This window comes from Occallatibacter savannae, from assembly GCF_003131205.1.
Classification (GTDB): Bacteria; Acidobacteriota; Terriglobia; order Terriglobales; family Acidobacteriaceae; genus Telmatobacter; species Telmatobacter savannae.
Map to the genome: position 1 here is coordinate 679,197 of NZ_QFFY01000002.1, position 23,758 is coordinate 702,954.

Consider the following 23,758-nt stretch of genomic DNA (forward strand, 5'->3'; position numbering starts at 1 on the left):
GTTTTAGCACTGTAGCGGGAATGCCGTTTTGACGAGCAGAATCAGATTTCCCGTATGAACTACAGTGCCAAATCCCCCCAGACATACCCGGACATCCACCGACTAATGGACGCTCGCTAGGGTGGGCTGCACATCTAGTAGCCAATTAACCCATCCAGATCAGCCGACGGCATTTCACCCATTCCTAACCCTGACAACCCACCACGAAGCTTGATACCTTCATATGCCATTTTTTTACTGCCGTCACTCTGCCGCTTCTCTTTCGACTTCATACCTTTCTGCTGCATGCCTTCGGCGAACTTGGCTTCCTTCAGCTTGAACTCGCCTGTACGGCTGCACCAGTCACCGTACTTCTCATACAACTTGCGAGCCGGAATATTGTCCTCCGAGCTTGGCTCAGTAACTTCCCCCAAGAACCGTGTCATCCAATCTTGTGAGGCGCGGTAGTCCTCTGTACTTGCCTTCACGATGTCTGGCTCCATCATGCCGTGAAACCTGTACTCTTCCAGTCCCTGCAATGCCCAATTCAAAATTCCCGGTGCTTCACTGATGAGTTTCTGTGTCAGCTTTTCATCCTTCTTGCCATCTGGAATGTAAACCTCGAACGGGATCAGTCGAATACGACGCCAGATGCCCTCGTCCGTCCCATAGACCGTTGGCTTGTGATTGGTACCCAGCCAGATTTTGAATTGCGGCTGGAATTGAAAGAACTCCTTGTGCAGAAACCGAGCGGTCACAGTGTCACCGCCCGTGATCTGTTTAATCTTTGCTTCGGCAAGCCGTTTGCCATCGTCGGACTCAGTCGCCGACACGAAACGTGCTGATGCCAGAGCCGCTAAGTCGTTCGGAATACCCTCATCCTGTTTCTTTTGCATGAACGTATTCATGTGTGCAGCCTTGGAGTACTCTCCCATAAGGTGCTGGATCACCTCCAAGAACGTGGACTTCCCATTTCTGCCGGTGCCCCACAGAATGAACATGCAGTGCTCCACGGTCAAGCCGGTCAAACTGTAACCGACTGCCCGTTGCAAATAGCGGATAAGCTCGTCATTTCCGGCTGTGACATCACTCAAGAACTCCATCCATAGCGGACACTCGGCTGCGGGCTCATACTGAACGGGAGATATTGTGGTGATGTAGTCCTCGCGACGTGGATGACGTAGCTCACCTGTTTTTAGGTCGATAGTCCCATTAGCGCAGTTGAACAGCATCCGGTCTTGGTCAAACCTGTCCAGTTCTACAGGCAGGAACTTCTCAGCGATACTCGCCAGAGCTTCCAAACGTGGACGAGCCTCGCTGGTCTTCGCCCAACGGCTGTAGGATTTTGTAATGTCGTCGATTTGATATTGACCATCCTCGGTCTCGGAGTCGCAATTGGCGAGAGCACGCCTCAACTCATCGCTAATCTTCCGCACAGTCGCAATGGATGCCAACGTGATAGCTGAGACTCCATCCGGCTTCCAACGCTTGCCATCCCATGCATACCAGTCACGCTGCGGGCAGTACAGGAATTGATTCTTGTACCTCCATGCAAAACGTTCCGCATTGCCTGTGTCAGTAAGATTATAGAGTGGAATCTCCTCCACGCACGGAGTCTCCTCGATCACATCGGAGAGGAACTCAACTGCGAAACCATCCGTCATTCCAGAATGTCGCTTCAACGTGGGGAACGCGTAGTTGCCCTTACGTTCCGACCAGTGCGCTTTGAATTGTTCGTGCCGGAAGTGGGCACACGATGCGTGGAAGCAGGTATAGCTCCACCAGCCATCCGTGTGAAGGATGATAGCCGCGTCGGTGTGGGTGTTATCTCTGACGCAGCGTCCAATCCACCTGCAAACCTCGTTGGACTTCTTACCTTCCTCGCGAATGCATTTCCAATCGGTTCCACCGTCAATGTAGGCTTGGGTGTTTTGTTCCGTCCACGGCCCGTGCGGTTTATCTTCGACCGCACGCTTCGGATTACCACCTTGAGGCGCGAGCGCGGCAAGTTTCTCCAACAATTCGCGCGATGCAACCTCAACCCGTTCAGGGATGTGAGTTAGCTTTGACATTCGCCATGGCCGCTTCTCGTCATTGATGCCCTTTCGTGCTATGGTGCCGTACGCCTTAATGATTCGAGCAGCGTTGAACACCTTCGGGTCAATCTCAGCCTTCGCGGTACCGACGAGCGTGTTCAGACTCTTAAGGCAATCGCGAAGCAGGTCACGGCTGTCATCGTCATTGGGCAAGTCAACACGAATCAGGCAGTGAAACCCGTTGCCTGAGGTTCCGCCCACATACATGTTTTCAGTGAATCCGAGTTCTTCCAATTTCCCGGCCATCGCACTGATTACATCGACAGCAAGCTTGCGCTCTTCTTTGGTAGCTGACACTCCCGAAGGCCGAATGGGGTCAACATCGATTGGAAACCAGCAACGACGAGTGATGTTGTTATCGCTGCTGTTTTCTGACACGAATTCCAGAGTGTTCTTGGTTTGACGAGAGAGGAGGGCATCGTTGACGGGGTTGACTGTCCAGTAGACGTTGTCCTGAATGAAGCGGTAAGTGCCGGGGCTTCCTACGCCGTCACGAGCAGCACGGGCAACCCGCTTCGCCAACAGGTCAAGGTCATCGAACCAGCCGCTGACGACCAGCCGCTTCTTCTTGTCGAATGCCCTGATTTCAACACATTCGCCTTCTCCAAACCGAACATCGGAGAACAGTATCTTGATGGCCTTGCGAATCTCAGTAAGGTCATACAGTTTCAAGTCATCTGGCATCTAGTGCGCTCCAATCATGAAAATCGGAGCCAGAAACACAGGTCAAAGTCGTTCTGTAAGTTAGAGTCTTATTGAGAGTGAGTTTCCGGTTCCGTTCCTCGCATAGCCTGAGTTTCGGAACGGGGTCGTCTTTCGACGACCCCTGTGGAAACCCAGCGTGAAGGCGGGGAATGGCAGGCTGCAACCTCTGCCAAAGGTCCAATACTCGGAAACCACGAACTTCTGAAATCTTTTTTGTAGTGCCTGTTGATTCCGGCGTTTCATTGATACTGAGCGCACGCCAGTGCTCCGCCGTGCGTCAACAATCGGATACCCACCGCTGGAGTAAGGGGTCGGAGTAGAGTAGGTACCTCAGCTGACGGTTGTACCGGGTATGCTTTCAGAGCCTCTTCCCGCATGATTGCGCCAACATCGCCGAAGTCCGCGCTTCGCGGCGATTGCCGCGAAAGAACGGCAGTGGATTGGCGGACGAGGAAGACGGTGAAATAATTTTTTGAAAACTATCTGATTTACATACTGGCTCCATACTGCGATACACGGCGGATTGCTCAGGGATATACTCGTCGTAACTCAGCCCTCGGCATTCGTGCCGGGGGCTTGGCCGTTTCTGGCATCAAGAGAGCCGTTGCAAATCAATCCACAAACTCTTTGGTAATCATCCCCAGTGACTGATTTTAACTAGACGTAAGTTAGCCATGTTTTTCGGCGAATTTTTGCGACCGGACTGGCGCAGAGTTCGATGTACTTGGACTTTGAAAATGCTTACCAAACTACCGATGGTTACTGGCTATACGCTCTGACGGAGCATGTTGATTTCGAGCCCACTCAGGCAGATTATCGCTTTAGGCGAGTGAGGAGAGACGCTCGCACTTTGAGGATATAAACAATGGCTACATTGGATCGTTCCCTGTCTCTCACATCGCTCACTAGTGTTGCAGCAACACAGGTCAGCCTCCGTGAGATACCATCTGCTGAGTTACGGACTTATGTTCAGCATCGTGCCGCCCGTTGTGCTGCGCATGTAGAAGGATTCACCCGGAGACAGGCTGAGTTATATCCGGCCCTGCTTGAAGTCGAGCGGAGATACACCAAGCAGCAAGGTGCTCGTACCGACTTGCATGACCTCGTGGAACCGACGTTCCATGAGTTTTTGAGGTCTGTCGGTGTTCCACCCGGTACTTTTAGGTCGTGGAAGTGTCGCACCAACGCGGCCTTAGAATTGTTGGCTACGGTCGTTGACCCTCCCACACTTGAAGGCACGGTAGCCGGTGAGCGGAGCAGCGGTTCCGCTGCATCGCGGACCAGGTCCGCAACGGCGCGACGGGTCACAGCCGCTGCAAAGGCTTTGGCCGACGCGAAGGATAAGTTGGGAGCAGCAGCGGAAGCGGGGAACGATCAAGCCAAGGCCATCATTGCCGGATACGAGAAGGACCATGCTGACGCGGTGACCGCAGCCACCACACTGACGGTAAAGACAGCGGAGAAGTCGATGCCAGAGTTGCGAATCAATAGTCGTCTTGCTGCCAGCGTGGAAGCCGCCGAGAGATATATCAGGGTTATGGAGCGGGTAGTCTATTCCGATGCCGCTATGCTCACAGACCGCCAAAAAAGTGACCTCCAGAAGGCGTCTGAGGCATGGCGTAAGGTGCTACGCGGTGCGCGAGAACTGTCTTTTGCCGTCAAGGTCATTGAGGGAAGGGCATGAAATGTCATCAGCGAGAGATTCGAGAGTCTGCACCGCCTGAGCCCGACGAAGACATCAAACGGGCTCTCGCCCAAGACTTCGCTCATGCTTGTGTTCGTGAGATTACTCATGAACAGGCGAGACCGCTGATCCTGAAATACGAATGGTTGCGCTCCATGGGTTCCGGTCGCAAGTGGTTCGGTCTCTTCTTTGGCGAACACTTGGGCGGGTGCGAAGGCTTCGGAGCAACAGGTGGAACGCGAGTGTGGGAGAGCGTTGCTGGAGTTGAACACGCTGACCGCGTGTGTGAACTCGTTCGCGGCACCTGCCTTCCGTGGACTCCAAAGAATTCTGCGAGTTGGTTAATACGACGCGCTTGTGAGCAGATGGCCGAACTCTACAACAAAAATCTTTTCATCGCATACGCCACCGAGTCGGCGGGTGAATGTGGAGTCATTTATTCCAGTCTGAATTGGCAATACGCCGGGTACACCCGCGCAGCACAGGTGTTTGTACTCGACGGCAAGATTCACGACAGCCGACAGATCAGCGGCTTGGCGCGTGACAGGCGGGGCCATAAGCAAGGAGAACCGATGCGATATCGAAGAACATGGGCAGAGCAAAAGCAGCTTCTGACCGACCAAGGTGCGGTGTTCTTGCCCGGAGAGCGAAAACACAAATTTATTGGACTTTATGGAACACCGGCCATTGTGAAGCAGTATCGCAGAGCACTGAAGTTGCCCTCCTTACCTTATCCGAGGCGAGCAGATTAGCAATCATTGCGCGTTCAAGCCCTCCTGCAATCACTTTTGGTTCGCCTTCTTTGGCTGACCTGTAATCGAATCGCCAAGGCAGGCACGAGCAAGAGCCTCGTATGACTAGAAACCGAGTATTTAGAGAGTACAACCCTAGCTAAGGGTAAGGTGCGGTAGCAATGGATAGAGAAAACATTACAGTAGTCGGAACGCTGAAGTCACTTGAACGGCTTCTCACTCTGAAGGAAGCCGGATCATACGCAGGATTCGATGGCGAGACAGTTCGGGCTTGGGTTAAGGCCGGGAAAATCGGTGCATTCAAGGTCGGGCAGGAATGGCGCATTGAGCCCAAGGAGTTGGCAGACTTCTTGTGGGCACGTCGAGTTACGACGGCAGCATAAACCGAAGGGCGGCATGAAGCCGCCCTTCTTTGCTGTCACGCCTTAATGATGTTTGAGAACGTTGTATTCACCTTCGCTCGATACTTCTTGTTCTGCCCGGCCGCAAGGTAGCGAAGTGTAGTTTCCAGACTAGAGTGACGCAACCAGCGTTGTATGGTACGGACGGGTACTCCGTTGTCATGGTGCAAGCTGGCGAAGGTTTTGCGGAACCGATGCAGCCCCCAGTTTGAGCACACAGCGTCATCGGTGCAACTCTCTCCCTTGCGATTGACACAGCCGCCACAATTCAACCCAGCCCTCTTGGCCAAGTTCTGAAGCTGGCGCAGGAAATGCCCTTGCGGCTTCCCAAGCGTATTTGGGAAGATGAGGCGGCTTTTTGGGTAACGCCGATGCCGTTCTTCCATTCGATGGATGAAATCGTCAGGTACCGGGATATTACCTTCCTCGCGGTCCTTTGAAGTCCAATCGAGGTCACGCTTGTCCTGAATCAGAAACTCATGGCAATCGAAGTCGATGTCAGCCCAAGTCGCGGTGCTGACCTCCTGCTCCCGCCCACCCGTGACCAAGAAGAATTGGAACAGGTCGGCCTCTTCTTCATCGGTCACTGCAAACAGTCGCTTGAGGTCGGAATCGGAGTACGCTCGAACGAGCGGCTCGGTGTACTTTACCCTGTCCGTCTTGAGTAACGGCCACGATAAAGAGTATTCGGTGAAAAAAGTTTTGAGATGGGTGAGCCGGTTGTAGATGGTGCGGTCGTCCGCATCCTTGGTGCGCATCCAATCCATGAACTGAAGGACATCCTTACGGGTCAGGTCAGCAGTGGATTTGTCGCCGACGACCGTTACAAAATCCGTCACCGCTCGGTTGTAGGCCAAGAAAGTCTTGTGTTTTTTAGATTTCTTGACGCGGGTGACGTACTCGGTTGCTGCATCTGCGAGTTGAGGGCTTTCAGGCACATCGGACTGTTGTGTGTTCCTTCGGCCTTGCGATTGAAAGTTGATTGCAGCCCTCCGGAGTTCAGACTCCTTGTTGATGAGGGCAACTTGGGCTTCATCTACGAAACGGCTTACGCTTCGGGCGCGTTTGCGGTTGCCTTCGTACCAGACCAAATAGAATGACTGGCTGGTTGGAAGGTCTACCAACTTTTTGGGTAGAGTAGAGAACCCAGAACTGCTGCGAATGTATAGTCGGGCGGTAGTGTTCGCCATGAAATCCTCCGAGGGTTAATACTCAGAGGTAGGCGATTCTTAACAGACTATCGTAACAGTGGCTGTATGTTGTTGATTCTAGATGCTGGCGGAGAGAGGGGGATTCGAACCCCCGATAGAGGTTTTAGCCCCTATAACGGTTTAGCAAACCGCCGCCTTCAGCCTCTCGGCCATCTCTCCGGGCTCAGTCTGGATTATACAGGGATCAGAGATTAGCGGTCAGAGATCAGCTGTCAGCGGCGGATCAGCCTAGCCCATAACGGGCTGTAACCACATCTCCCAGACCCCACCCACTTCACGCCGTGCTCGCCTCGGTCGACTCATTGCCTTGGTCCGAATGCCCGCTGTCTATTTGGCGGCGACTTTCTGCTTTAGAGCAACAGGCTTCAGCTTGGCGTCGTCGCCCTTGTGGGCCTCTTCGAAAAGCTTGGTGGCGCGGACGACCCTATCCCGCGCGTAGGCGGCGTCGTGCCAGCCCTTGATCTCCACCCGCTTGCCCTCGAGGTCCTTGTATACGGAGAAGAAGTGCGTGATCTCTTTGAGCATGTGGGGGTAAATGTCGGTGTAGTTCCAGACGTTAGTGTATCGCGGATTGTTCTTGCCCACGGCAAGTACCTTTTCGTCGAGGGTGCCCTGATCGAGCATTTCGAGTAGCCCAATGGGGCGGACTTCGTGTACGCATCCGGGGAAAGTGGCGTGCGGGACAAGGACAAGGACATCGAGTGGATCGCCATCGTCGCTCAGCGTGGAAGGAATGAAGCCGTAGTCGCCGGGATAGTGCACGGGTGAATGCAGGTTGCGGTCAAGCTTGAACACGTGCAACTGCTTGTCGTACTCGAACTTATTGGTACCGTCTTTAGGTATCTCGATGACTGCCCGAAAAACCTCAGGCGAGCGCTCTCCGATGGGAAGCTCCAAATAATTGATCATTCTGTTTCTACATCCTCTCGGGGTTGGGTCCGGCAGGCAGAGGGACCGGAATCTCGTTGGATGCGCACCGCGCCATGCGCTTTGTCTTCACTTGAGGGGAACCTTGGGTGAAGACGAGTCGGGAGGGCACTTACCGGGCACCACTTGAACTACTATAATCCGGGAAGATGAAGGCGCATGTCTACGTTACGTTGAAGACTTCGGTCCTGGATCCGCAGGGTCAGACTATTCACAATGCACTGAAGAAGATCGGCTTTTCGGACATTGCAGCGGTGCGCCAGGGCAAGTACTTTGCACTGTCGCTCTCGGATGGACTTGACCAACAAGCCGCGCGAACCCAAGTGGAGCGGATCGCCCGGGAAGTGCTGACCAACCCAGTGATCGAGGAGTTCACGTACAGGCTCGAAGAGTAAAAGCGGTCGGCTGCTCACTTTCACTTTGCTGAAGCATCTCGCCGCTTTTTTAGCCGGCAGCCTAAACCGCTGGTGGGCAGAAGGTTAGCTGATTATCGCCATAGCTATGCTGGACTAGGGATTGATCGTCTTCCGAGGGGGCGAGGTCCTTCCTCCGTCTCAAGGAAAGCGAGCCATGAGTGATTTCGTTCAAGGATGCCGATCAGTTCAGCCTCGCTGAGAACCATGCAGGCTGTCGAAAGGGCATCTGAATCGGCGGCCGTGTCTGCCAGAATCCATGCCCGGGATTGTCGGGGTGCTGGCAGGCCGCTTCTCGGATCGAGTATGTGGGCGCCCTTCACTGCGAGCCCAGAGCCACTCAGCGACGCGTTTGAGAGAAAGATGCGGTGGGGTGAATCGTCTTCTCCGAGGCCGCAGGACCAACCCGCTGCATCGGTGGGCGAATCTCCCGCGAGAATGCTGCTCCCTCCTGCCACGAGCAGGAATGATGGGCAATCCCACTCGCGAATCAGTTCCGCCATGCGATCCAGCGCGAAGCCTTTGCCGATGGCGCCCAGGTCGAAATCGAGACGGCCGCTTACGCACTGGATCGATTGCTCCGCGGCAAGCAGATTCCATTCCGGTAGTGCGGGTTGGGTTTGAAGGGCAGCGGGAGTGGGACAGAAGGCGCTCTGCGTGATCTGCTCCATCTGTTTCGCAATCTGAAGGCAGGCCAGGGCTGGCTCGCTCACGCGCAGCTTCTCTCCAGGAGCGAGCTGAGCGAGTCGGGCGATGTCGCTGTTCGGTTTGTAGCGGCTCAGTCGAGCTTCGAGCCGGTCCAGAAGATCGAACGCAGCCTGAGCAGCCTGAGCCGCATAAGTCCTCTCCTCGGCGGCGACGCGAACTTCATAATGAGTTGCCATTGCGCGATGGTTGAATTGATGGATTTCAGCCATGGAATCACTTCGGCGCCGGCAACCACAACAGGATCAGAACGCCCGGTCGCACACCGAAGAAATCGGCCCGGTAATCTTTCAGCAAGTCGCGGTACTGCTCAGCAGAATCGGTTGATGTGATGTAGAAATCAGCGTGGGCCGGCTGCTGGCTTGGTTGCCAGAAGCCGACTTGAGAGAAGTGCCGCAGGTACCACGGCAAGGGCCATGGGTCCGAGGCGATCACGGCGATGCGCGGACTCGTGATGCCAGCGCGCCGGGCGAGTTCCGAAATTTCTGCAGGCAGTCCGAGAATGTCATCGGTGGTGTGTGCATAGGCGTACGGGTTCTGTTCGTCCGCGGGATGCAGGAAGACACGCTCGCGCGTATCGTGCGCGATTGAGGCAGCCACCAACACTGCCAGTACGCCGAGAGCAGGGATCGCGACTCGTCCAAATGCGTGCGAAGTTGCTGCCTGCCACAGCATCTCGCTTGCACCTCCCGCAAGCAAGGCCAGCGGCAGCCAGAGGTTCAGCGCCAGCCACGGCGTCTTGTATGGGATCAGGCTGTAGATTGAACCGATCAGAATGAGGTAAATAGCGATGAAGGTGTAAGACGAGGGCTGGCTTCTTCTCATCGCGGCAAAAAGCCTGATGCAGGCAAGAGCGGTAACAACGGCTCCGGACTGGCCGCTCGTGAGAAGCTGAGCGAAGTACCAGAATGGTTTCGCATGACCCTGCCCGCCTGCGCGCGAAACCAGATGCGGCGTCGCCCCGAACAGCGCGTGCAATGCGCTCCAGTTTCGGCCAAACCAGGTGTAGAGAAGAACACTGAGCGCTACGAAGGTTCCGCTTGCGATCAGCAATATACTCAGCTGTTTTCCTGAAGTGCTGCGTTGTACGGGTCTGCTCCAGAAACCAAACACAATCGCCGCGACCGCCAGAGCGACGAAGTGGAGGAAAGCAGTCTCTTTAGCTGCGAGCATCAATGCCCCACAAGCGCCTGCTAGCGCAGCATAGCCCAGAGACGACAAACTCCAGGCACGCCAGCCGGATAGGATTAACCCGAACGTTGCGGCGCAGAAGAGCGACTCATGGATGAAGTACCGATCGTAGTAGAGCGGGAGTGGTCCAAATGCAAATAGCAGTGCTGCGACTAGGCAGGGAAGAAACCCGAACAGATCAACAGCAGCGCCGAAGAGGAGGATGGTCAGGCATCCGGCGAGTACAGGAGCTAGTCGCAGTTCCGATTCGGTGAGATCGGAGAAAGATCGCGCGCCTTGTATCCGCGCCAGAGGGAGTGCAATCAGGGACAAGGCAGGACCGTGGCGGTCCACGGAGTCGTATCGAAACGGCTCTCCGGAAAGTAGCTGTCCAACGATGTATCCGTTGATCGCTTCGTCGGTGTGCATCGGCCGCTCGCCCAGTTGCGGAAGGCGAACGGCCAGACCGAGAAGCGCGACGAAGATGAAGGGGAGCCAGCGCGTCCGTGAGTGAATCGCGCGGCGCATCAGAGCTTCGCCGCCCAATGCGGACCTAGGCAGCAGGCTTGCCCCACACCTCGACCTCGATGTAGTCGTTCAGTTTGTTGCTGGTGTTGCCATTGCTGTAGAGGCGAACGTAGCGTCCCTGCACTCCCTTGGCGTCGATCAGCTTGCCCTGGTAGGTCTCTACGTAATTCTGGTCCTTACCCGCGCCTGCCCCTACTTCATTTTTGAAGTCGTTGTTGAAGATCGTGTTCACGCCTGACTTGAAGTTCGGATCATCGGAAACCTGCACGACGACGTCACGATATACGCGCGCCTGCGAGTGGAAGTGCCACACGAGCACGGCGTAAATGTTGGCCTTCTTGGCGAGATCGATCTGAACCCACTGCTTGCCAGGCCCAAGTTCAACCCACGAACCTTCGTCGCCAGCCTTATCGCCGTCGGTGATCAGGTCCAGCGTTCCGGTCACAGGGCTATCGTCGCTGGCTGTAACCTTTTTGCCCTTGGCCAGGTTGACCGTACCGGCTGGGACCATGAAGTCTGCGCGCTTACCCTTGAGCGGCGGTTCCAGGTTCGGCACGTTGAGGGGAACAGGCGTCCCGACGAACAGCGGCTTGGGAAGTTGCGTCTTCAGCGGCACCTTGTCCTGTGCCAGAGCGGCGGTTGCGAAAAGGAGTGCGGCGACAATCGCGGATGTGCGGGAAAGGTTCAGTTTCATGGATTCAGGCTCTCACTTCTTCATCTGAGATGTTGATTTTCTTCTCGGCGGCTACTGCCTCATTGGCCTTATGGATCACGTACTCACTCGAGAAAGCTTCATCGGCCGGGCAGTTCAGCTTAGCCGTGCCGCGGATCGCATTGAAGAAATTCTCAAGGTGAGGCTGATGCGGTGGCTTATTGAAGAACACGGGGATTTCGTATTCGGCCAGCGCCGCGGTTTCTCGAACGTCGACCTTGGCGGTGTCGGCGGCCAGCGGCTTCGCCTTCACGTAGCCCTTCTGTGTCAGGTCGTCCCATGAGACAGCGGTGGCGCGAGCTTCGCGGTAGATAGCGCAGATAGCGGGGTCTTCCGACATCCTGATCGTTCCATCATCGCCCATGAACTGCTCGTAATAGCCGCCGCCCGCGCTGGTTGTAGTCTGCACCTGATAGAAAGCGCGCGCGACTGCCTGGTCGACAGGGAACTCATAGATCACCATCGCGTTGTCGTACCAGTCGTGGTTCTTGTAATAATCCAAACCTCCACTGGCCATAACGGATTTCGGCGTCCTCCCCATCCACCAGTTGAAGATGTCGATCTGGTGCGCTCCCAGGTCTGACAACGGGCCGCCACCCAGTCCCTTGAACCAGCGCCAGTTCCGGAACTGATGCATGTCCTTGTAGCCGTACTTAGCCAACATGCTCTGCGGAATCTCGTACTTTTTCGGCCAGCCAAAGTCTTCCTTTACGGCACGATTCCACTGACCCTGGATAGCGGTCAGCTTGCCGCAGAAGTTCGCCTCATGCAGCAGCCGGTTGAGCGTGAAAAGATACCGCGGATTGCTGCGGCGCTGATGACCGATTTGCAACAGCTTTCCGGTATCGCGCATGGTTTTCACCATGGAGCGCGCACCGTCGATCGTGTTGCTCATCATCTTTTCGCAGTAGACGTGCAGACCTGCCTTGAGGCACGTGTTCGTCATCGGCGCGTGGCAGAAGTCGGGTGTCGCAATGACGACAGCCTGAAGATCCTTCTCTTTCGAGAGCAGGTCTTCGTAATTTTCATACGCCCGAACTTCGTTCCCGAGCTTCTGAAGATACCTCTGGCCTTCACCGCGGTGGTAGTCCCAGATGTCGCACAGGGCAACTACTTTGACGCCCGGAATGTTCAGCAGGGATTCGAGGAGAACCTTGCCTTCTTCGCCGTATCCGATCAGAGCAATGTTGATATTGTTCAGCGACGACTTGCCGACCGCAGCTTTCTGTTCGGCCGTATCCGACTTGCAGGCTTCCAGAAGCATTGCGGCGCCCGCAACCGCGGTCGCGCTGAGAAATTCGCGACGATTCAGTTTGTCTACCATTTTTTCAGAACCACAAACCTGTTGTGCTGGGCGAGCACAAAGGCGGCTGCGACCAGAGCAATATGGATACCGAGATACGCCACACCAGCATTTTCATCAATCAGCACCAGGCCGACCGTCAGAGCAATGAACAGCAGCCCCTGAATCAGCAGTGAAAGCCGCGTTCCGAGGCCGATGATCAACATGATGCCGGTGAGGATGAACAATGGCCCAAGCGTCTTATCGAATATCGTCAGCGCAAACTTCGGAAACATCGGATCGTGCGCGAACTTATCCCGCAGCGCTGTCGGCACGCCCGCGTAGTTAGCCAGCGCATACGACTTGACGTTTACGTTTACCATCACGCCGCTGGCATCCGGCTGGCCGGTAGATGGATCAATGAGCGGCTGTGCCACCGCTTTGTAGACCGCGTACTTTTGAATGCCCACGAACAGCGCGCGAACACCGAGCCATAGGCGCAAAGCCCAGAACGCAAAGGTGTAGTCCCATGCGATTCTCTGGGCCGGAGTCACTCTCACTTCAGTTGTTGTAGCCATGTATCCTCAGGGCGCTTTGGTCTTCGCCTAGACGGTTAAGTTTTTCAGGTAGGTCGCATCGACTTTCAGCGACTCCTGCCACGGAATGTCGAAAGCCTCCTGCTCAACGAAGGCATGCGTAATCTTCTGGTTCTTCGCTGCTTGCGCGAAGATCGGGCGGTAGTCAATCGAGCCCCGGCCCAGTTCTGTCACGTTCGCCTCGTCGTGCTTGGCGACCGTCATATCCGGCGGCAGATGGAAATCTTTCACGTGGAACATCGAGAAGCGGTGCGGATACTTCTGCATCAGCGCAACCGGGTCGTGCCCCGCAACCTTGACCCACCCGCAATCCATCTCAAACGTGGTCTTGTCAGACTCGCACTGGCTCAGCAGCACCTCGTACGGCAGCTTCCCATCCACCGGAGCAAATTCCAACCAGTGGTTGTGATAGCCAAACGTGATCCCCACCTTCTTCAGTTTCTCACCTGTTTTGTTGAATTCCTCGGCGTTGTACTTCCAATCGTCGATCGTGAGAGGCCCGCGTCCCGCATTTCGACGTCCCGGCCCCGGGCAGATAATGTAGCTCACGCCAATCGTCTTCTCGAACTCCGTTGTCGCATCCAGATTCTTCGTGACGTCCTCGAAGGAGCGGTGAGCGCTGACACACTTCAGCCCGGCCTGATCCAGCGCCTTACGGAGTTCCGGAGCCGGCTTCTTCGGCAGTGCCGCAGACTCGACCTCAACATAACCTGCCTTGCGCACTGCGGCGAGCGTGCCCTCGAAGTCCTTCGCCATCTGCTCGCGCACGCTGTAGAGCTGAATGCCGGGTGCCAGACCCAACGGTTCCGCAAACGACATCTTCGTCGCTGAAATCAATGCGATTGCTGCTGCTCCGCCGATAAATTCCCTGCGAGATACGGGCCGCATTACTTCCTCCACTTGGTCGCTACCAGTTGATCATTCATTGTTGCTTCGGGTCGAGTTGCGGCCCGAAGCCCGGAAACACTACAAATTCCAGGATGCGCGCTCGTCGAGGGGGCTCGTACGTCAAAGCGCTAGCTCATCTTCCAGGGCCCGCGATATTCGCGTGTCATCAACTTGCTTGCTTCCGGATCGTCGATGATCTTCTCTTCCTTCGCGTCCCACCGGATCTTCTTGCCGGTCAACATTGCGATGTGGCAAAGATGCCCAGGAATTGCGGAGTTGTGACCGATCTCGACCGGCGTCACCGTCTTCTGCCGCGTCCGGATGCAATCAAGGAAGTTCCCCATGTGATCTGAAGAGGTATAAAGCTTCACCTTACGCAATTCGCGCGGTAGGTACTTGCCTTGCTTCCACGCAGGGTTCGAGGCATCAAATCCGCCCCGATCAACCCACACCCAGCCCTCGGTACCAATCCACTTCACACCCATCTTGATATCCGGATTTCCACCAGCAAGGGTCATGGTGACGTTCTGCGGATATTTCAGCTCGAAGCGGAACTTCGGAGCGCTGTTCCATGCAGCATTGCGCGGGGGTAGGTCGCCCGTGCCTTCCACCTCCAGCGGTCCGGTCTGGTCGAAGTCGAGTCCCCAGTGGGCGATGTCGCAGTGGTGGCCGATCCAGTCCAGTAGCTCGCCGCCTCCGGTGTTGTAGTTCCACCGCCAGGACTTATGCGAGCGCACCTTCATATACGGCTCCATTTTGGACGGCCCAACCCACATCTCGTAATCGAGTTCCTTAGGCGGATCGGTGAGGAGTGCGTCCCAGGCTGAAGTCCCGGGGACTATTTCTTCCAGATGTTTCGCTGTGCCGCCAGCCGCAGCGACCTTGGCCAGAGCCGCCTTTCCAAAACCATCAAAGTCGGCGTTGCCTCCGGGCAGGCCGACTTCGACGTGGGTCACGGTGCCTATCAGTCCGTTGCGGACGATCTCCGCAGCTTTGTGGAACATGGGAACGGAGCGCTGCCACGATCCCATCTGCCACACGATGTTGTTCTGCTTCACGGCGCGAACAATGGACTGCTGTTCGGCGATGGTGTGCCCCAGCGGCTTTTCGCCGTAGATGTCCTTCTTGCGGCGGGCGGCTTCGGTAGCCACGATCTCGTGCCAATGATCGGGCACGGCGATCATCACCGCATCAATGTCCGGGCGGGCGAGCAACTCACGGAAGTCGTGATAGCCCTTGCAGTCCTCATTGCCGTAGGTCTCGTTGATCTTCTTGATGGCTGCCTGAAGGTGGTTGGCGTCGATATCGCACGCCGCCACCACCTGGCACTCAGAATTGTTCAGCAGGTTCTCGGTATTCCCGGGGCCCTGCCAGCCCATTCCGATCACGCCGACGTTGATGCGGTTGTTCGGCGAAGTTGTGGAGGTTTGTGCAGTCGCGCCGTGCAGGAAAGTTGGAAGAACTGCAGCAGTTCCAGCACTCTTTAAGAAACGGCGGCGATTGAAGGGACGAGACAAGAAACCACTGTCAGACTTTTCAGGCATCATTCAGCTCTCAAGGTCGGTTCGATCTGGAATCGCAAATGATTTTAATCACTTTTCGTCGGGTAGGTCGAACAGAGGCAAAAGAGAGAGAAGAAGCCGGTGCGTATTGAGGAGCGATTTGAGCGCGCTCTAACGGATGCCAGCAGCGTGATCGTCAGAGTTTTTAAAGCCTTCTTTGAATATCGAGACCCAGCTGATTGTGACGACGAGCACGCAGCCAACGATCCCGACAAAGAACAGGACCTCAACGATTTTCGTGGCCAGGACCAGGAAAGAGTGAAACATAACGGATCACCGCCGTGCGCCTCTTGGACGCCTCACCAATAAAGGTAGCAGATTCCTGACTGCCGGCCGCGCAAAGCACGAGCCCACAGCCGGCAGCAGCGCTCCAACGCAAAAGCGGCCGGGCGGTAAGGTCTCCTAAATCCAGACTTTCGAATCGATTTGGCTGCTATCTTCGCGTTCACTGGGGTATTCAGGGGGTGGTCCCACTCGATTCATGCGCGCGAAGTTCGGAATCGCGATCAGCTCTGATCCGTCCTCCCATCTCCCGTTGATCACCATCACGCCGCCCAGTAAATCGGGCCGCCACTCCGCCTGGAGCGGTGAATCCCCGATCTTCTGATGGATGTTCTGGTTATCCGCCGTCTCCACGTTGTAGATGAGCGGCCCATACTTGAATGCCACCTGGTCCCGGTCCGCAGCGATCCGCTCGTCGGCTGTGATGCACTGAGGCTCCATCGGCAGTTCGAGCTCAATGCGATCGCCGGCATTCCACTCGCGCGTAATCACCGCATAGCCTTTGCGGATCTCCGGCGTGTGCGGTTCGCCATTGATCTTGAGGCTTTTCACACCGCTAATTGCAGGCGACTCCTTGTAGAGCTTGCTCGTAGTCCGATTCGGTATTCGGACGTGAACGGAGAACGTCTTTGCTTCCTCCGGATTCACCGTGATGGCAACTGCCCCGCGCCAAGGGTAATCAGTCTTCTGCACGATCTCAACGTTCGTTCCGGCAACCTCGCCGACACGCACCCGGCTGCCCACAAACATATTCACGAAGAGCGCGTCTTTGCTCTTCACATAGCTCCACGTCGGGATCATCAACAGCGTTCGCGATACGTTCCCTACGCAGCACGGACAGATGTGCCACTTCGCGCGCTCCGTGTTCACCAACGGATTGGTATAGCAGAAGCTCTTGCCGTCCAGGGCCACGCCGCCCAGCAGCGCGTTGTACATCGTCTGCTCGTAGAGGTCGGCATACTTGGCATCGTGATAAGCGAGGTTCAGCTTGTATTGGAAAAACACCACGCCACAACTCGAGCAGGTTTCGCAGTAAGCCTCATTGCGCAGCGAGTAATTCGGTCCGAAGCCTTCCGACGTCTCGCCGCTGCCGATGCCGCCGGTTACGTAGTACTTGCGGTTCACCATGTTGTCCCACAGAGAAATCACCGCGCTCTGGTAATCGCGATCCTGCGTCTCCGCGGCGATGTCGGCCATTCCGGAGTAGAAGTACATGGCGCGGACGGCGTGTCCCACAGCCTCGTACTGCTGCCCTGGCGGGAGATGGCTCTGGTCGTACTCCGAGCCCCCGCGGCGCGAGTCGAGCAGGAACTTCGCCAGCGCAATGTACGCATCTCCCCTGTGATTGCCTTGCTGATCGTTGACGAAGCGGCCAAATCGCACTAATGCCTGCTCCATCTCCTGGTGCCCGTCAAACCACTCCTTCTTGCCGGGGCCGATATTCGCAACCCAGCAGTCCGCCAGCTTCTTAGCGGCATTGTAGAGGCGCAGGTCCTTGCCGTCGGTCAGCGTGTAGTGGTTGATCGCCGACTCGATGAAGTAGCCCGAGACATATCCCTCGTGATTACCGCGATGATCGGGCGACCAGCGCTCCGGCCACTCCTTGCGATCGGCAAGGATGTAAGCGGTCTGCAGATAGCCATCCGGCATCTGAGCGGCGAGGATAATCGGAATCCAGCGCTCGAGGGTGCCGCGCATCAATTCCTGGGCTTTCACGATCTCCGCATCACCCTGCGGATCGACCATGAGAGCGATGCACATAGACTCCACAGTCTGATGGACCCAGGCGTTCGAAAACACAAAACCCTTGTGCGTGCCGTGTGGCTCGCCGCGATTGGCTTTTCCAGCCTCGACGAAGTTATCGATGCCGCCGTCGCCGCGCATCGGCGCAATGTCCGTGCGTTCGCACATCGCGATGCAATGCGGAATCCAGTCAACGATGAGAGCTTTCGCGCGCGCATTCCAGAGAGGGCTGTCGATCGAGTATCTCCGGGTGTACACCACATCCAGACGATCCGCCGGAGGCGCAGGCTCCACGTGCACGTTGATTCGGTGAAGCGCGCCCTTGCTGCCCGATGCGTCGAGTTCCAGCACGTAATCGCCGGGTTGCAAGAAGGCCGCGGTGGTGACGGGCGAGGAGGCTGCGGCGAAGGCGACTGCGCCCGGGCCGGAGGTCTTTTTCCAGACCGCTTTGTTGCGCGGCGAATCCTGCAGCCATGAAACCTTTCCGGAGAGGTACGTCTTTCCATCGCTGACTACCGAGCGGTCAACGCCTGCATCGACGACAGGCGGGAGCGCTGGTGCGGGGCCATGGTTGAAGACGCGCCACTCGAGAATTCCGGTGAGGCGGTGCTCCTGCGGAACCACCTCGAGCCTGAGTTTCGTCGTCTTCACCGGCTCAAACGTCGTTGTGTTAAATGCATTCAGAGCAACGCCGAGCCCCTGCGGCTTCTTCACCGGCGCGAAATCCGAACCGTTCCAATAAGCGACGCGGTAGCTCTGGGGCGCTTGCACCCCCGGCCCCACGCTACCCGGAATCGCTCCGGGACGCGGACGCTCCGCAGCCCAGTAAACCTCAACCTTATCGACGCTTACCGGCTCGCTCCACTCGTACTGTACCCAGCTCACGCGCTCGCCAGCGTCGTGATTCACCCACATCGCATAAAGTGCGTGCGCACGGTCGAACGAATCCGCAGGCTCAAACCCGTCATTCAGAGCCGAGATCCTGTTCTCGCTCATCAACGACCGGCTCGAGGGAACTGCGACCCTGGCGACGTTGAGCGGCGCATCCTGACTCTGCGCGAACGCCGGCGGGCTCGACAAGGCCGCAAGCGCCGCCGCTCCGCCGATCCCCGCCAGAAACTCCCGGCGGGTTGAATCGGTTGTCAAAGCCCGAGACATCTCAGGTCTTGCATCGTTTTCCCAGCGATTCTTCTTCATGGTCGAGCTCCCCTCAACTGCGCCTCGTCTACGCTGTCACCGGCAAAAACGCACTCTGATAACGTTTCCTGAAAAGGCCGCCGCGACTGCAAAATCGAGTAGAAACCTGCTCCGAACCGCTGTCAAGAAACGGCCGAGAGCGGGCCCTAACCCTATCGATTCAGCTTCCAGGGACCTGCGACCTAGGGAGCCAGAACTGAGCAGCAAGCGTTTACCTGTGGAGCAATCGCTGCGCCCCTGCAAACACCGACGGACCCTCGATTGTGCCCTCAGGGCACGTAGCTTAGACTTCTCGTACCGCACTGTAGTCTTGGAAGGTCGATGAAGAAGAGAGGCACTCCTCCCACGGTCAGCGAAGTGGCGCGCGCCGCCGGGGTGGGCACAACCACCGTTTCTCGCGTCATAAACGGAGGGGATCGCGTCAGCCCAAAGACGCTGGAGCACGTCCAGCGCGTCATTGATGCCATGGGTTACCGGCCCAACCAGGCGGCCCGCGTTCTAAAAGGCCACCGCACCAAGACCATCGGCCTCGTGATTCCCAGCATCGCCGACCCGTTCTTCTCCAGTTGCGCTGAAGCTGCGCAGGCCGTGGCCCAGGCCAACGACTCTTTGCTCATCGTAACCGCGTCGCATAACGACCCGCACAGCGAGCTTGAAAACCTGAACATCCTCATCAGCCATCGCGTGGACGGCCTGATCGTTGCGCCCGCCAACTCGCAAAGCGAAGCCCTCCAGGACCTGCTCCGGCGGCTCTCGGTTCCGGTCATTGCCGTGGATCGCCCCGTCGCGGACTCGCTGGTTCCAGCCGTGCTCTCCGACAACTTCAAGGGCGCCCGGTTCGCCACGCAGCACCTCATCGATCACGGCTACAAACGAATCGTCTGCCTCACAGGTGAAACAACGCTCTTTACTATCCACGAACGCATGCGCGGCTATCGCGCCGCCATGGAAGCGGCAGGCATGCCGGCCACCTTGAACACCTCCGTCAAGGACTACCGCTCCGCCGAGTATGCAATCCAGAGCATGCTCTCCGGCCCAAATCCTCCCGACGCGATCTTCACCCTGAAGAACAGCACAACCATCTACGCCTTTGAAGTTCTGCTGAAACTGAACGTCCCCATTCCGAAGGCGATGGCACTGCTTGGGTTCGATGACTTCGAGCTGGCTTCAACTGTGAGGCCCTCCATTAGCGTCATCCAGCAACCCGTCGAAGAGATAGGCAGAGTCGCAGCAGAACTCCTGTTCGAGCAACTCCTTGGCAAACGGGGCGCGCACGCTCCGCAAAAGGCGAAGAGGCCTCGAATGGTGACGCTGGAAACAAGACTCATCCAGCGAAGCTCTTGCGGGTGTACGCCCGCAGGCTCTTGAAGCGAAGTTTCTTCTGCCTCCCAGCAAGCATGGAAACGGTACCATGTTCGCTCGCATCCAAACGCCGGCAGCGTGAATCTCGCCTGGCCCCGCTGATTTGACCCGAAACATCCCCTGCAGCCCTGATTTCCGCGTCGCGTGTCCTGAGTGCTTCATGTGCGGTAGCTTTCAGCTCGGTTGACCGCCGTTTCGCGTTGTGTGGTATCGTTTCCAAGAACAAAGCGGAACGGAGAATTTGCTTCGCGCCTTCCCTGTCTTCCTGGCGCACACGGCCGAACGGGCGCAAGCATACTTCCGATCTCCTCTAATCCGCGGTGATCGCAGAATGGCCTTGGATAACTCACAGGTTCTCACCATCGGCGTCGATCTCGGCGGAACCAGCCTGCGGATCGCGGCATACTCGCCCGATCGCGGGGTTCTGGAGTCCGTATCTCTTCGCACCCGACTCGAAGCGGGTCCAATCGCCGTCGTCGATGACATGTGTGAGGCAATCTCCAAACTGCTCACTCAACATGCAAACGGCCGCGACTGCGCGGGCATAGGCGTCGGATCACCTGGACCGCTCGAACTCCCTGCCGGCCGCTTGCACCATCCTCCAAACCTTCCCGGATGGGACGGCTTTCCTCTCCTCGCCGAAATGGAGAAGCGGCTGCGGCGCCCTGTGATTCTAGAGAGCGACGCCAATGCCGCCGTCCTTGCCGAGTATGAACTCGGCCTTGGCAAAGAACTCGGTATCGACTCCATGTGCATGCTCACGCTCGGAACCGGCGTAGGCAACGGCATCATCTTCGAAGGAAAGCTCTGGCACGGGTCCGCAGGCATGGGTGGCGAAGCCGGGCACATGACCGTGTATCCCGACGGCGCCCTCTGCGGCTGCGGTAATCACGGATGTCTGGAATCATGCGCCTCGGCCACAGCCCTGGTGAACTCCGCCGAGCGCATGATTAGCTCGGGCAAAGCTCCCGGACTTGCACTTCTCAAATCCGACGGTAGGGGTCTCACTGCGCACAGCCTTGCGGAAGCCGCAAAGGCCGGCAACGTCGACGCAAAGAAGATCTATGACGAAACCGGCCGCTCTCTCGGAATCTGCCTCGCCGGGCTCGTCAACATCCTGAATTTCCCGCTCTACGTGATCGGCGGCGGAGTTGCGAACTCATGGGATTTGCTCTCGCCTTCTATCTTTGAAGAACTCGAGCGCCGCAGCTATGTCTACGCTCTCACTGCACCGGGCCGAGCTGCTGCTGCCGGAATGCCCGGAGGCGGAACACGCGTGCTCCCCGCGCGGCTCGGCGCCGAAGCCGGCCTCATGGGCGCATGTATCCTTCCGGTGTACTCCTCGGCCGAGTATTCTTCGAAGCCAACCTGGGCTTCTGCCTGAGAAACTCCTGGCTGGTACGAGCAACTGCAAAACTCAGAGGAGACTCTGTATGAACTCTTCGTTCCTGCGCACAATCGGAATCTCTGCGTTCGCGATCAGTGCTGCCGTCAATTTCCAAGGGCAATCTAAATCCAATCTGAATCTGCGGCCTCCATCTACGCCTCTCGTCGTGCATGACCCGTACTTCAGCATCTGGTCCGACGCAGACCAACTCACCGGCGGCCCAACGCGCCACTGGACCGGTGCACGGCAGGAACTGACCGGTATCGTCCGCATCGACGGCAAGAGCTTTCGCTATCTGGGCGAAGCCGACAACGCTCCGGCACTCGAGGAGATACAGCGCACCATCACGCCGACGCGCACCATCGTGACCATGTCAAATCCGCAGATTGAATTGCAGATCTGCTTCTTCACTCCGGCCTTTACAGACGACATGGCAGTCATGGGCCGTCCCGTCACGTACCTTTCCTGGCAGGTCAAGTCGCGCGATGGCTCGCAGCATGACGTAACGCTATACCTTGATTTCGACGGCACCATCGCAACCAATACGCCCGGTGAGAAAGTAGTCTGGTCGCGCGATCGGATCGACGGCCTCGACCTGCTTCGGGTCGGCACACAGAAGCAGCCCATGCTCGAAGAATATGGCGACGATCTGCGCATCAACTGGGGATACTTCTATCTCGGCGTGCCCGATAGACAAGGCAAGACCATCACCACCGCCGGCAACTGGTCCGACCGTCAAAGCTTCGTGGAAAACGGCAAGATCCCCACGCAGGACGATCTCGAACAGCCGCGCATGCCAAAAAGTCAGCACCCGGCGTCTCCAAAGCTGATTGTCACAATGCCGCTCGGCTCCGTAGGCGGCGCGCCCGTTCAGCGCCACGTCCTCGCCTCCTACAACGACATCTACTCGGTCGAATACATGCGCCAACGGCTGCTGCCGCACTGGCGCAAACAGTTCACCACCTTCGCTGAGATGCTCGACGCCGCGGAGCACGATTATCCATTGCTGGCCAAACGCGCCGAGCAGTTCGATTCCGAACTTGAACACGATCTCACGCAGGAAGGAGGCGCTGAATATGCAGCAATCGCCATCCTCGCCTACCGCCAAGCCATCGGCGCGCACAAGCTGGTGGAAGATGACGCCGGCGTGCCCTTCTTTATGCCGAAGGAAAACTTCAGCAACGGTTCGGTCTCCACGGTCGATGTGCTGTACCCGTCTTCGCCGATGTTCCTGCTCTTAAATCCGAAGCTCGTTGAGGCGCAGCTCGAGCCGGTGATGCGCTATGCGGAGACCAGTCATTGGAAGTTCCCCTTCGCCCCGCACGATCTCGGCGTATATCCGCTCGCAAACGGGCAGCTCTACGGCGGAGGTGAAAGCAGCGAAGAAGATCAGATGCCGGTCGAGGAATCCGGCAACATGATCCTCATGATCGCCGCTCTTTCACGCGCGGAACATGATGCGTCATTCGCTAAGCGCTACTGGCCTCTGGTGACCAAGTGGGCCGATTTCCTGCTCGCCAAAGGATTCGATCCGGAAAAGCAGCTTTGCACCGACGACTTCGCCGGGCACCTCGCGCATAACACGAATCTCTCCATCAAAGCCATCGAGGCCCTCGCCGCGTACGCGCAGCTTGCACGGCAACTCGGCGATGAGGCGACGGCGAAGAAGTATGAATCAGCCGCTAAGTCCATGGCTGACAAATGGAGTTCGATGGCTCTCGATGGCGACCACTACCGCCTCGCCTTCGACAAGAGCGGCACCTGGAGCCAGAAGTACAACCTGGTTTGGGACACGATTCTTGGCCTGCGCATGTTCTCGCCTGAGATCGCCCAGCGGGAAGTAGCGTTCTACAAGAAGCACCTCAATCCCTACGGGCTGCCGCTGGATAATCGAGCGACCTACACCAAGCTCGATTGGACGGTATGGTCGGCCACGCTGGCCTCCAATCAGGAAGACTTCAAGACTCTTGTGAGCCCCATATTCCACTTCTTCGACAAGACCCCTGAACGCATTCCCATGACCGACTGGTACGACACGATCTCCGCAAAGCATCCCGGCTTCCAGGCACGTTCCGTCGTGGGTGGCGTTTATATCAAAATGCTGGCTGATCCGCAGATGTGGAGCAAGTGGGTGGATCGCTCCGGGGTTCGGCATTGATAGAGCAGCCGCTCGCGC

At 57.1% G+C, this 23,758-nt stretch carries 18 protein-coding genes and 1 tRNA gene; 7 read left to right on the top strand and 12 right to left on the bottom strand.

Annotation, left to right across the window (positions count from 1 at the left end):
- Nucleotides 1-134: 134 nt before the first annotated feature.
- Nucleotides 135-2,759: a DNA primase family protein gene (locus tag DHV10_RS10390; protein ID WP_109486268.1), complete on the bottom strand. Its 2,625-nt coding sequence runs from the start codon at nucleotides 2,757-2,759 to the stop codon at nucleotides 135-137.
- Nucleotides 2,760-4,104: 1,345 nt separating this feature from the next.
- Between DHV10_RS10390 and DHV10_RS27075 the strand changes: the two genes are divergently transcribed.
- The 3 genes from DHV10_RS27075 to DHV10_RS28250 all read left to right on the top strand — a co-directional run bounded on the left by DHV10_RS27075 (nucleotide 4,105) and on the right by DHV10_RS28250 (nucleotide 5,599).
- On the top strand, nucleotides 4,105-4,464 hold the full coding sequence (locus tag DHV10_RS27075; RefSeq protein ID WP_162601408.1) for a hypothetical protein: 360 nt from the start codon (nucleotides 4,105-4,107) through the stop codon (nucleotides 4,462-4,464).
- Nucleotides 4,461-5,216, top strand: coding sequence for a Mom family adenine methylcarbamoylation protein (locus tag DHV10_RS10400; protein WP_109486270.1), 756 nt, complete (start codon nucleotides 4,461-4,463; stop codon nucleotides 5,214-5,216). Before DHV10_RS27075 ends, DHV10_RS10400 begins: the two co-directional genes overlap by 4 nt.
- A gap of 161 nt (nucleotides 5,217-5,377) precedes the next feature.
- The gene (locus DHV10_RS28250) at nucleotides 5,378-5,599 is read left to right on the top strand and encodes a helix-turn-helix domain-containing protein (RefSeq protein ID WP_109486271.1); all 222 of its coding nucleotides are present in this window, start codon (nucleotides 5,378-5,380) and stop codon (nucleotides 5,597-5,599) included.
- A gap of 35 nt (nucleotides 5,600-5,634) precedes the next feature.
- On the opposite strand, the gene DHV10_RS10410 is transcribed toward DHV10_RS28250, so the two are convergent.
- The 3 genes from DHV10_RS10410 to DHV10_RS10420 all read right to left on the bottom strand — a co-directional run bounded on the left by DHV10_RS10410 (nucleotide 5,635) and on the right by DHV10_RS10420 (nucleotide 7,737).
- The gene (locus DHV10_RS10410; RefSeq protein ID WP_109486272.1) at nucleotides 5,635-6,807 is read right to left on the bottom strand and encodes a tyrosine-type recombinase/integrase; all 1,173 of its coding nucleotides are present in this window, start codon (nucleotides 6,805-6,807) and stop codon (nucleotides 5,635-5,637) included.
- A gap of 86 nt (nucleotides 6,808-6,893) precedes the next feature.
- Nucleotides 6,894-6,987: transfer RNA gene (locus tag DHV10_RS10415), tRNA-Ser, on the bottom strand.
- A 168-nt stretch (nucleotides 6,988-7,155) separates the two neighbouring features.
- Nucleotides 7,156-7,737, bottom strand: coding sequence for an inorganic diphosphatase (locus tag DHV10_RS10420; protein ID WP_109486273.1), 582 nt, complete (start codon nucleotides 7,735-7,737; stop codon nucleotides 7,156-7,158).
- Between the two features lie 167 nt (nucleotides 7,738-7,904).
- On the opposite strand from DHV10_RS10420, the gene purS reads away from it, so the two are divergent.
- Nucleotides 7,905-8,150: a phosphoribosylformylglycinamidine synthase subunit PurS gene (purS, locus tag DHV10_RS10425; RefSeq protein WP_109486274.1), complete on the top strand. Its 246-nt coding sequence runs from the start codon at nucleotides 7,905-7,907 to the stop codon at nucleotides 8,148-8,150.
- 104 nt (nucleotides 8,151-8,254) lie between these two features.
- On the opposite strand, the gene DHV10_RS10430 is transcribed toward purS, so the two are convergent.
- The 8 genes from DHV10_RS10430 to DHV10_RS10465 all read right to left on the bottom strand — a co-directional run bounded on the left by DHV10_RS10430 (nucleotide 8,255) and on the right by DHV10_RS10465 (nucleotide 18,833).
- Complete coding sequence (locus DHV10_RS10430) at nucleotides 8,255-9,085, bottom strand: FAD:protein FMN transferase (RefSeq protein WP_109486275.1); 831 nt, start codon at nucleotides 9,083-9,085, stop codon at nucleotides 8,255-8,257.
- 4 nt (nucleotides 9,086-9,089) lie between these two features.
- On the bottom strand, nucleotides 9,090-10,571 hold the full coding sequence (locus DHV10_RS10435; RefSeq protein WP_162601409.1) for a flippase activity-associated protein Agl23: 1,482 nt from the start codon (nucleotides 10,569-10,571) through the stop codon (nucleotides 9,090-9,092).
- Between the two features lie 25 nt (nucleotides 10,572-10,596).
- Nucleotides 10,597-11,265 (bottom strand): discoidin domain-containing protein, encoded by a 669-nt coding sequence (locus tag DHV10_RS10440; RefSeq protein WP_109486277.1) that lies wholly within the window; start codon nucleotides 11,263-11,265, stop codon nucleotides 10,597-10,599.
- Nucleotides 11,266-11,269: 4 nt separating this feature from the next.
- Nucleotides 11,270-12,607: a Gfo/Idh/MocA family oxidoreductase gene (locus DHV10_RS10445; RefSeq protein ID WP_109486278.1), complete on the bottom strand. Its 1,338-nt coding sequence runs from the start codon at nucleotides 12,605-12,607 to the stop codon at nucleotides 11,270-11,272.
- Nucleotides 12,601-13,143, bottom strand: coding sequence for a hypothetical protein (locus DHV10_RS10450; RefSeq protein WP_109486279.1), 543 nt, complete (start codon nucleotides 13,141-13,143; stop codon nucleotides 12,601-12,603). Before DHV10_RS10450 ends, DHV10_RS10445 begins: the two co-directional genes overlap by 7 nt.
- Before the next feature lie 27 nt (nucleotides 13,144-13,170).
- Complete coding sequence (locus DHV10_RS10455; protein ID WP_239461454.1) at nucleotides 13,171-14,049, bottom strand: sugar phosphate isomerase/epimerase family protein; 879 nt, start codon at nucleotides 14,047-14,049, stop codon at nucleotides 13,171-13,173.
- 128 nt (nucleotides 14,050-14,177) lie between these two features.
- Nucleotides 14,178-15,596 (bottom strand): Gfo/Idh/MocA family protein, encoded by a 1,419-nt coding sequence (locus DHV10_RS10460; protein WP_109486280.1) that lies wholly within the window; start codon nucleotides 15,594-15,596, stop codon nucleotides 14,178-14,180.
- Between the two features lie 417 nt (nucleotides 15,597-16,013).
- Entirely contained in the window at nucleotides 16,014-18,833 is a 2,820-nt protein-coding gene (locus DHV10_RS10465; RefSeq protein ID WP_239461456.1) for a glycoside hydrolase family 127 protein, read from the bottom strand.
- Nucleotides 18,834-19,154: 321 nt separating this feature from the next.
- Between DHV10_RS10465 and DHV10_RS10470 the strand changes: the two genes are divergently transcribed.
- The 3 genes from DHV10_RS10470 (at nucleotide 19,155) to DHV10_RS10480 (ending at nucleotide 23,740) form a co-directional block, all read left to right on the top strand.
- A complete protein-coding gene (locus DHV10_RS10470; protein ID WP_109486281.1) occupies nucleotides 19,155-20,201 on the top strand; it encodes a LacI family DNA-binding transcriptional regulator in 1,047 nt (348 codons plus the stop codon).
- A gap of 325 nt (nucleotides 20,202-20,526) precedes the next feature.
- Nucleotides 20,527-21,579, top strand: a complete 1,053-nt coding sequence (locus tag DHV10_RS10475) for an ROK family protein (protein WP_109486540.1) — start codon at nucleotides 20,527-20,529, stop codon at nucleotides 21,577-21,579.
- A gap of 49 nt (nucleotides 21,580-21,628) precedes the next feature.
- Complete coding sequence (locus DHV10_RS10480; protein WP_109486282.1) at nucleotides 21,629-23,740, top strand: glutaminase family protein; 2,112 nt, start codon at nucleotides 21,629-21,631, stop codon at nucleotides 23,738-23,740.
- The last annotated feature ends 18 nt before the right edge of the window (nucleotides 23,741-23,758 follow it).

Coding starts and splice junctions, on each gene's coding strand:
- DHV10_RS10390 (WP_109486268.1), bottom strand. CDS start 2,759: ATGCCAGATGACTTGAAACTGTATGACCTTACTGAGATTCGCAAGGCC.
- DHV10_RS10400 (WP_109486270.1), top strand. CDS start 4,461: ATGAAATGTCATCAGCGAGAGATTCGAGAGTCTGCACCGCCTGAGCCC.
- DHV10_RS28250 (WP_109486271.1), top strand. CDS start 5,378: ATGGATAGAGAAAACATTACAGTAGTCGGAACGCTGAAGTCACTTGAA.
- DHV10_RS10410 (WP_109486272.1), bottom strand. CDS start 6,807: ATGGCGAACACTACCGCCCGACTATACATTCGCAGCAGTTCTGGGTTC.
- DHV10_RS10420 (WP_109486273.1), bottom strand. CDS start 7,737: ATGATCAATTATTTGGAGCTTCCCATCGGAGAGCGCTCGCCTGAGGTT.
- purS (WP_109486274.1), top strand. CDS start 7,905: ATGAAGGCGCATGTCTACGTTACGTTGAAGACTTCGGTCCTGGATCCG.
- DHV10_RS10430 (WP_109486275.1), bottom strand. CDS start 9,085: ATGGCTGAAATCCATCAATTCAACCATCGCGCAATGGCAACTCATTAT.
- DHV10_RS10435 (WP_162601409.1), bottom strand. CDS start 10,571: ATGCGCCGCGCGATTCACTCACGGACGCGCTGGCTCCCCTTCATCTTC.
- DHV10_RS10440 (WP_109486277.1), bottom strand. CDS start 11,265: ATGAAACTGAACCTTTCCCGCACATCCGCGATTGTCGCCGCACTCCTT.
- DHV10_RS10445 (WP_109486278.1), bottom strand. CDS start 12,607: ATGGTAGACAAACTGAATCGTCGCGAATTTCTCAGCGCGACCGCGGTT.
- DHV10_RS10450 (WP_109486279.1), bottom strand. CDS start 13,143: ATGGCTACAACAACTGAAGTGAGAGTGACTCCGGCCCAGAGAATCGCA.
- DHV10_RS10455 (WP_239461454.1), bottom strand. CDS start 14,049: ATGCGGCCCGTATCTCGCAGGGAATTTATCGGCGGAGCAGCAGCAATC.
- DHV10_RS10460 (WP_109486280.1), bottom strand. CDS start 15,596: ATGATGCCTGAAAAGTCTGACAGTGGTTTCTTGTCTCGTCCCTTCAAT.
- DHV10_RS10465 (WP_239461456.1), bottom strand. CDS start 18,833: ATGAAGAAGAATCGCTGGGAAAACGATGCAAGACCTGAGATGTCTCGG.
- DHV10_RS10470 (WP_109486281.1), top strand. CDS start 19,155: ATGAAGAAGAGAGGCACTCCTCCCACGGTCAGCGAAGTGGCGCGCGCC.
- DHV10_RS10475 (WP_109486540.1), top strand. CDS start 20,527: ATGGCCTTGGATAACTCACAGGTTCTCACCATCGGCGTCGATCTCGGC.
- DHV10_RS10480 (WP_109486282.1), top strand. CDS start 21,629: ATGAACTCTTCGTTCCTGCGCACAATCGGAATCTCTGCGTTCGCGATC.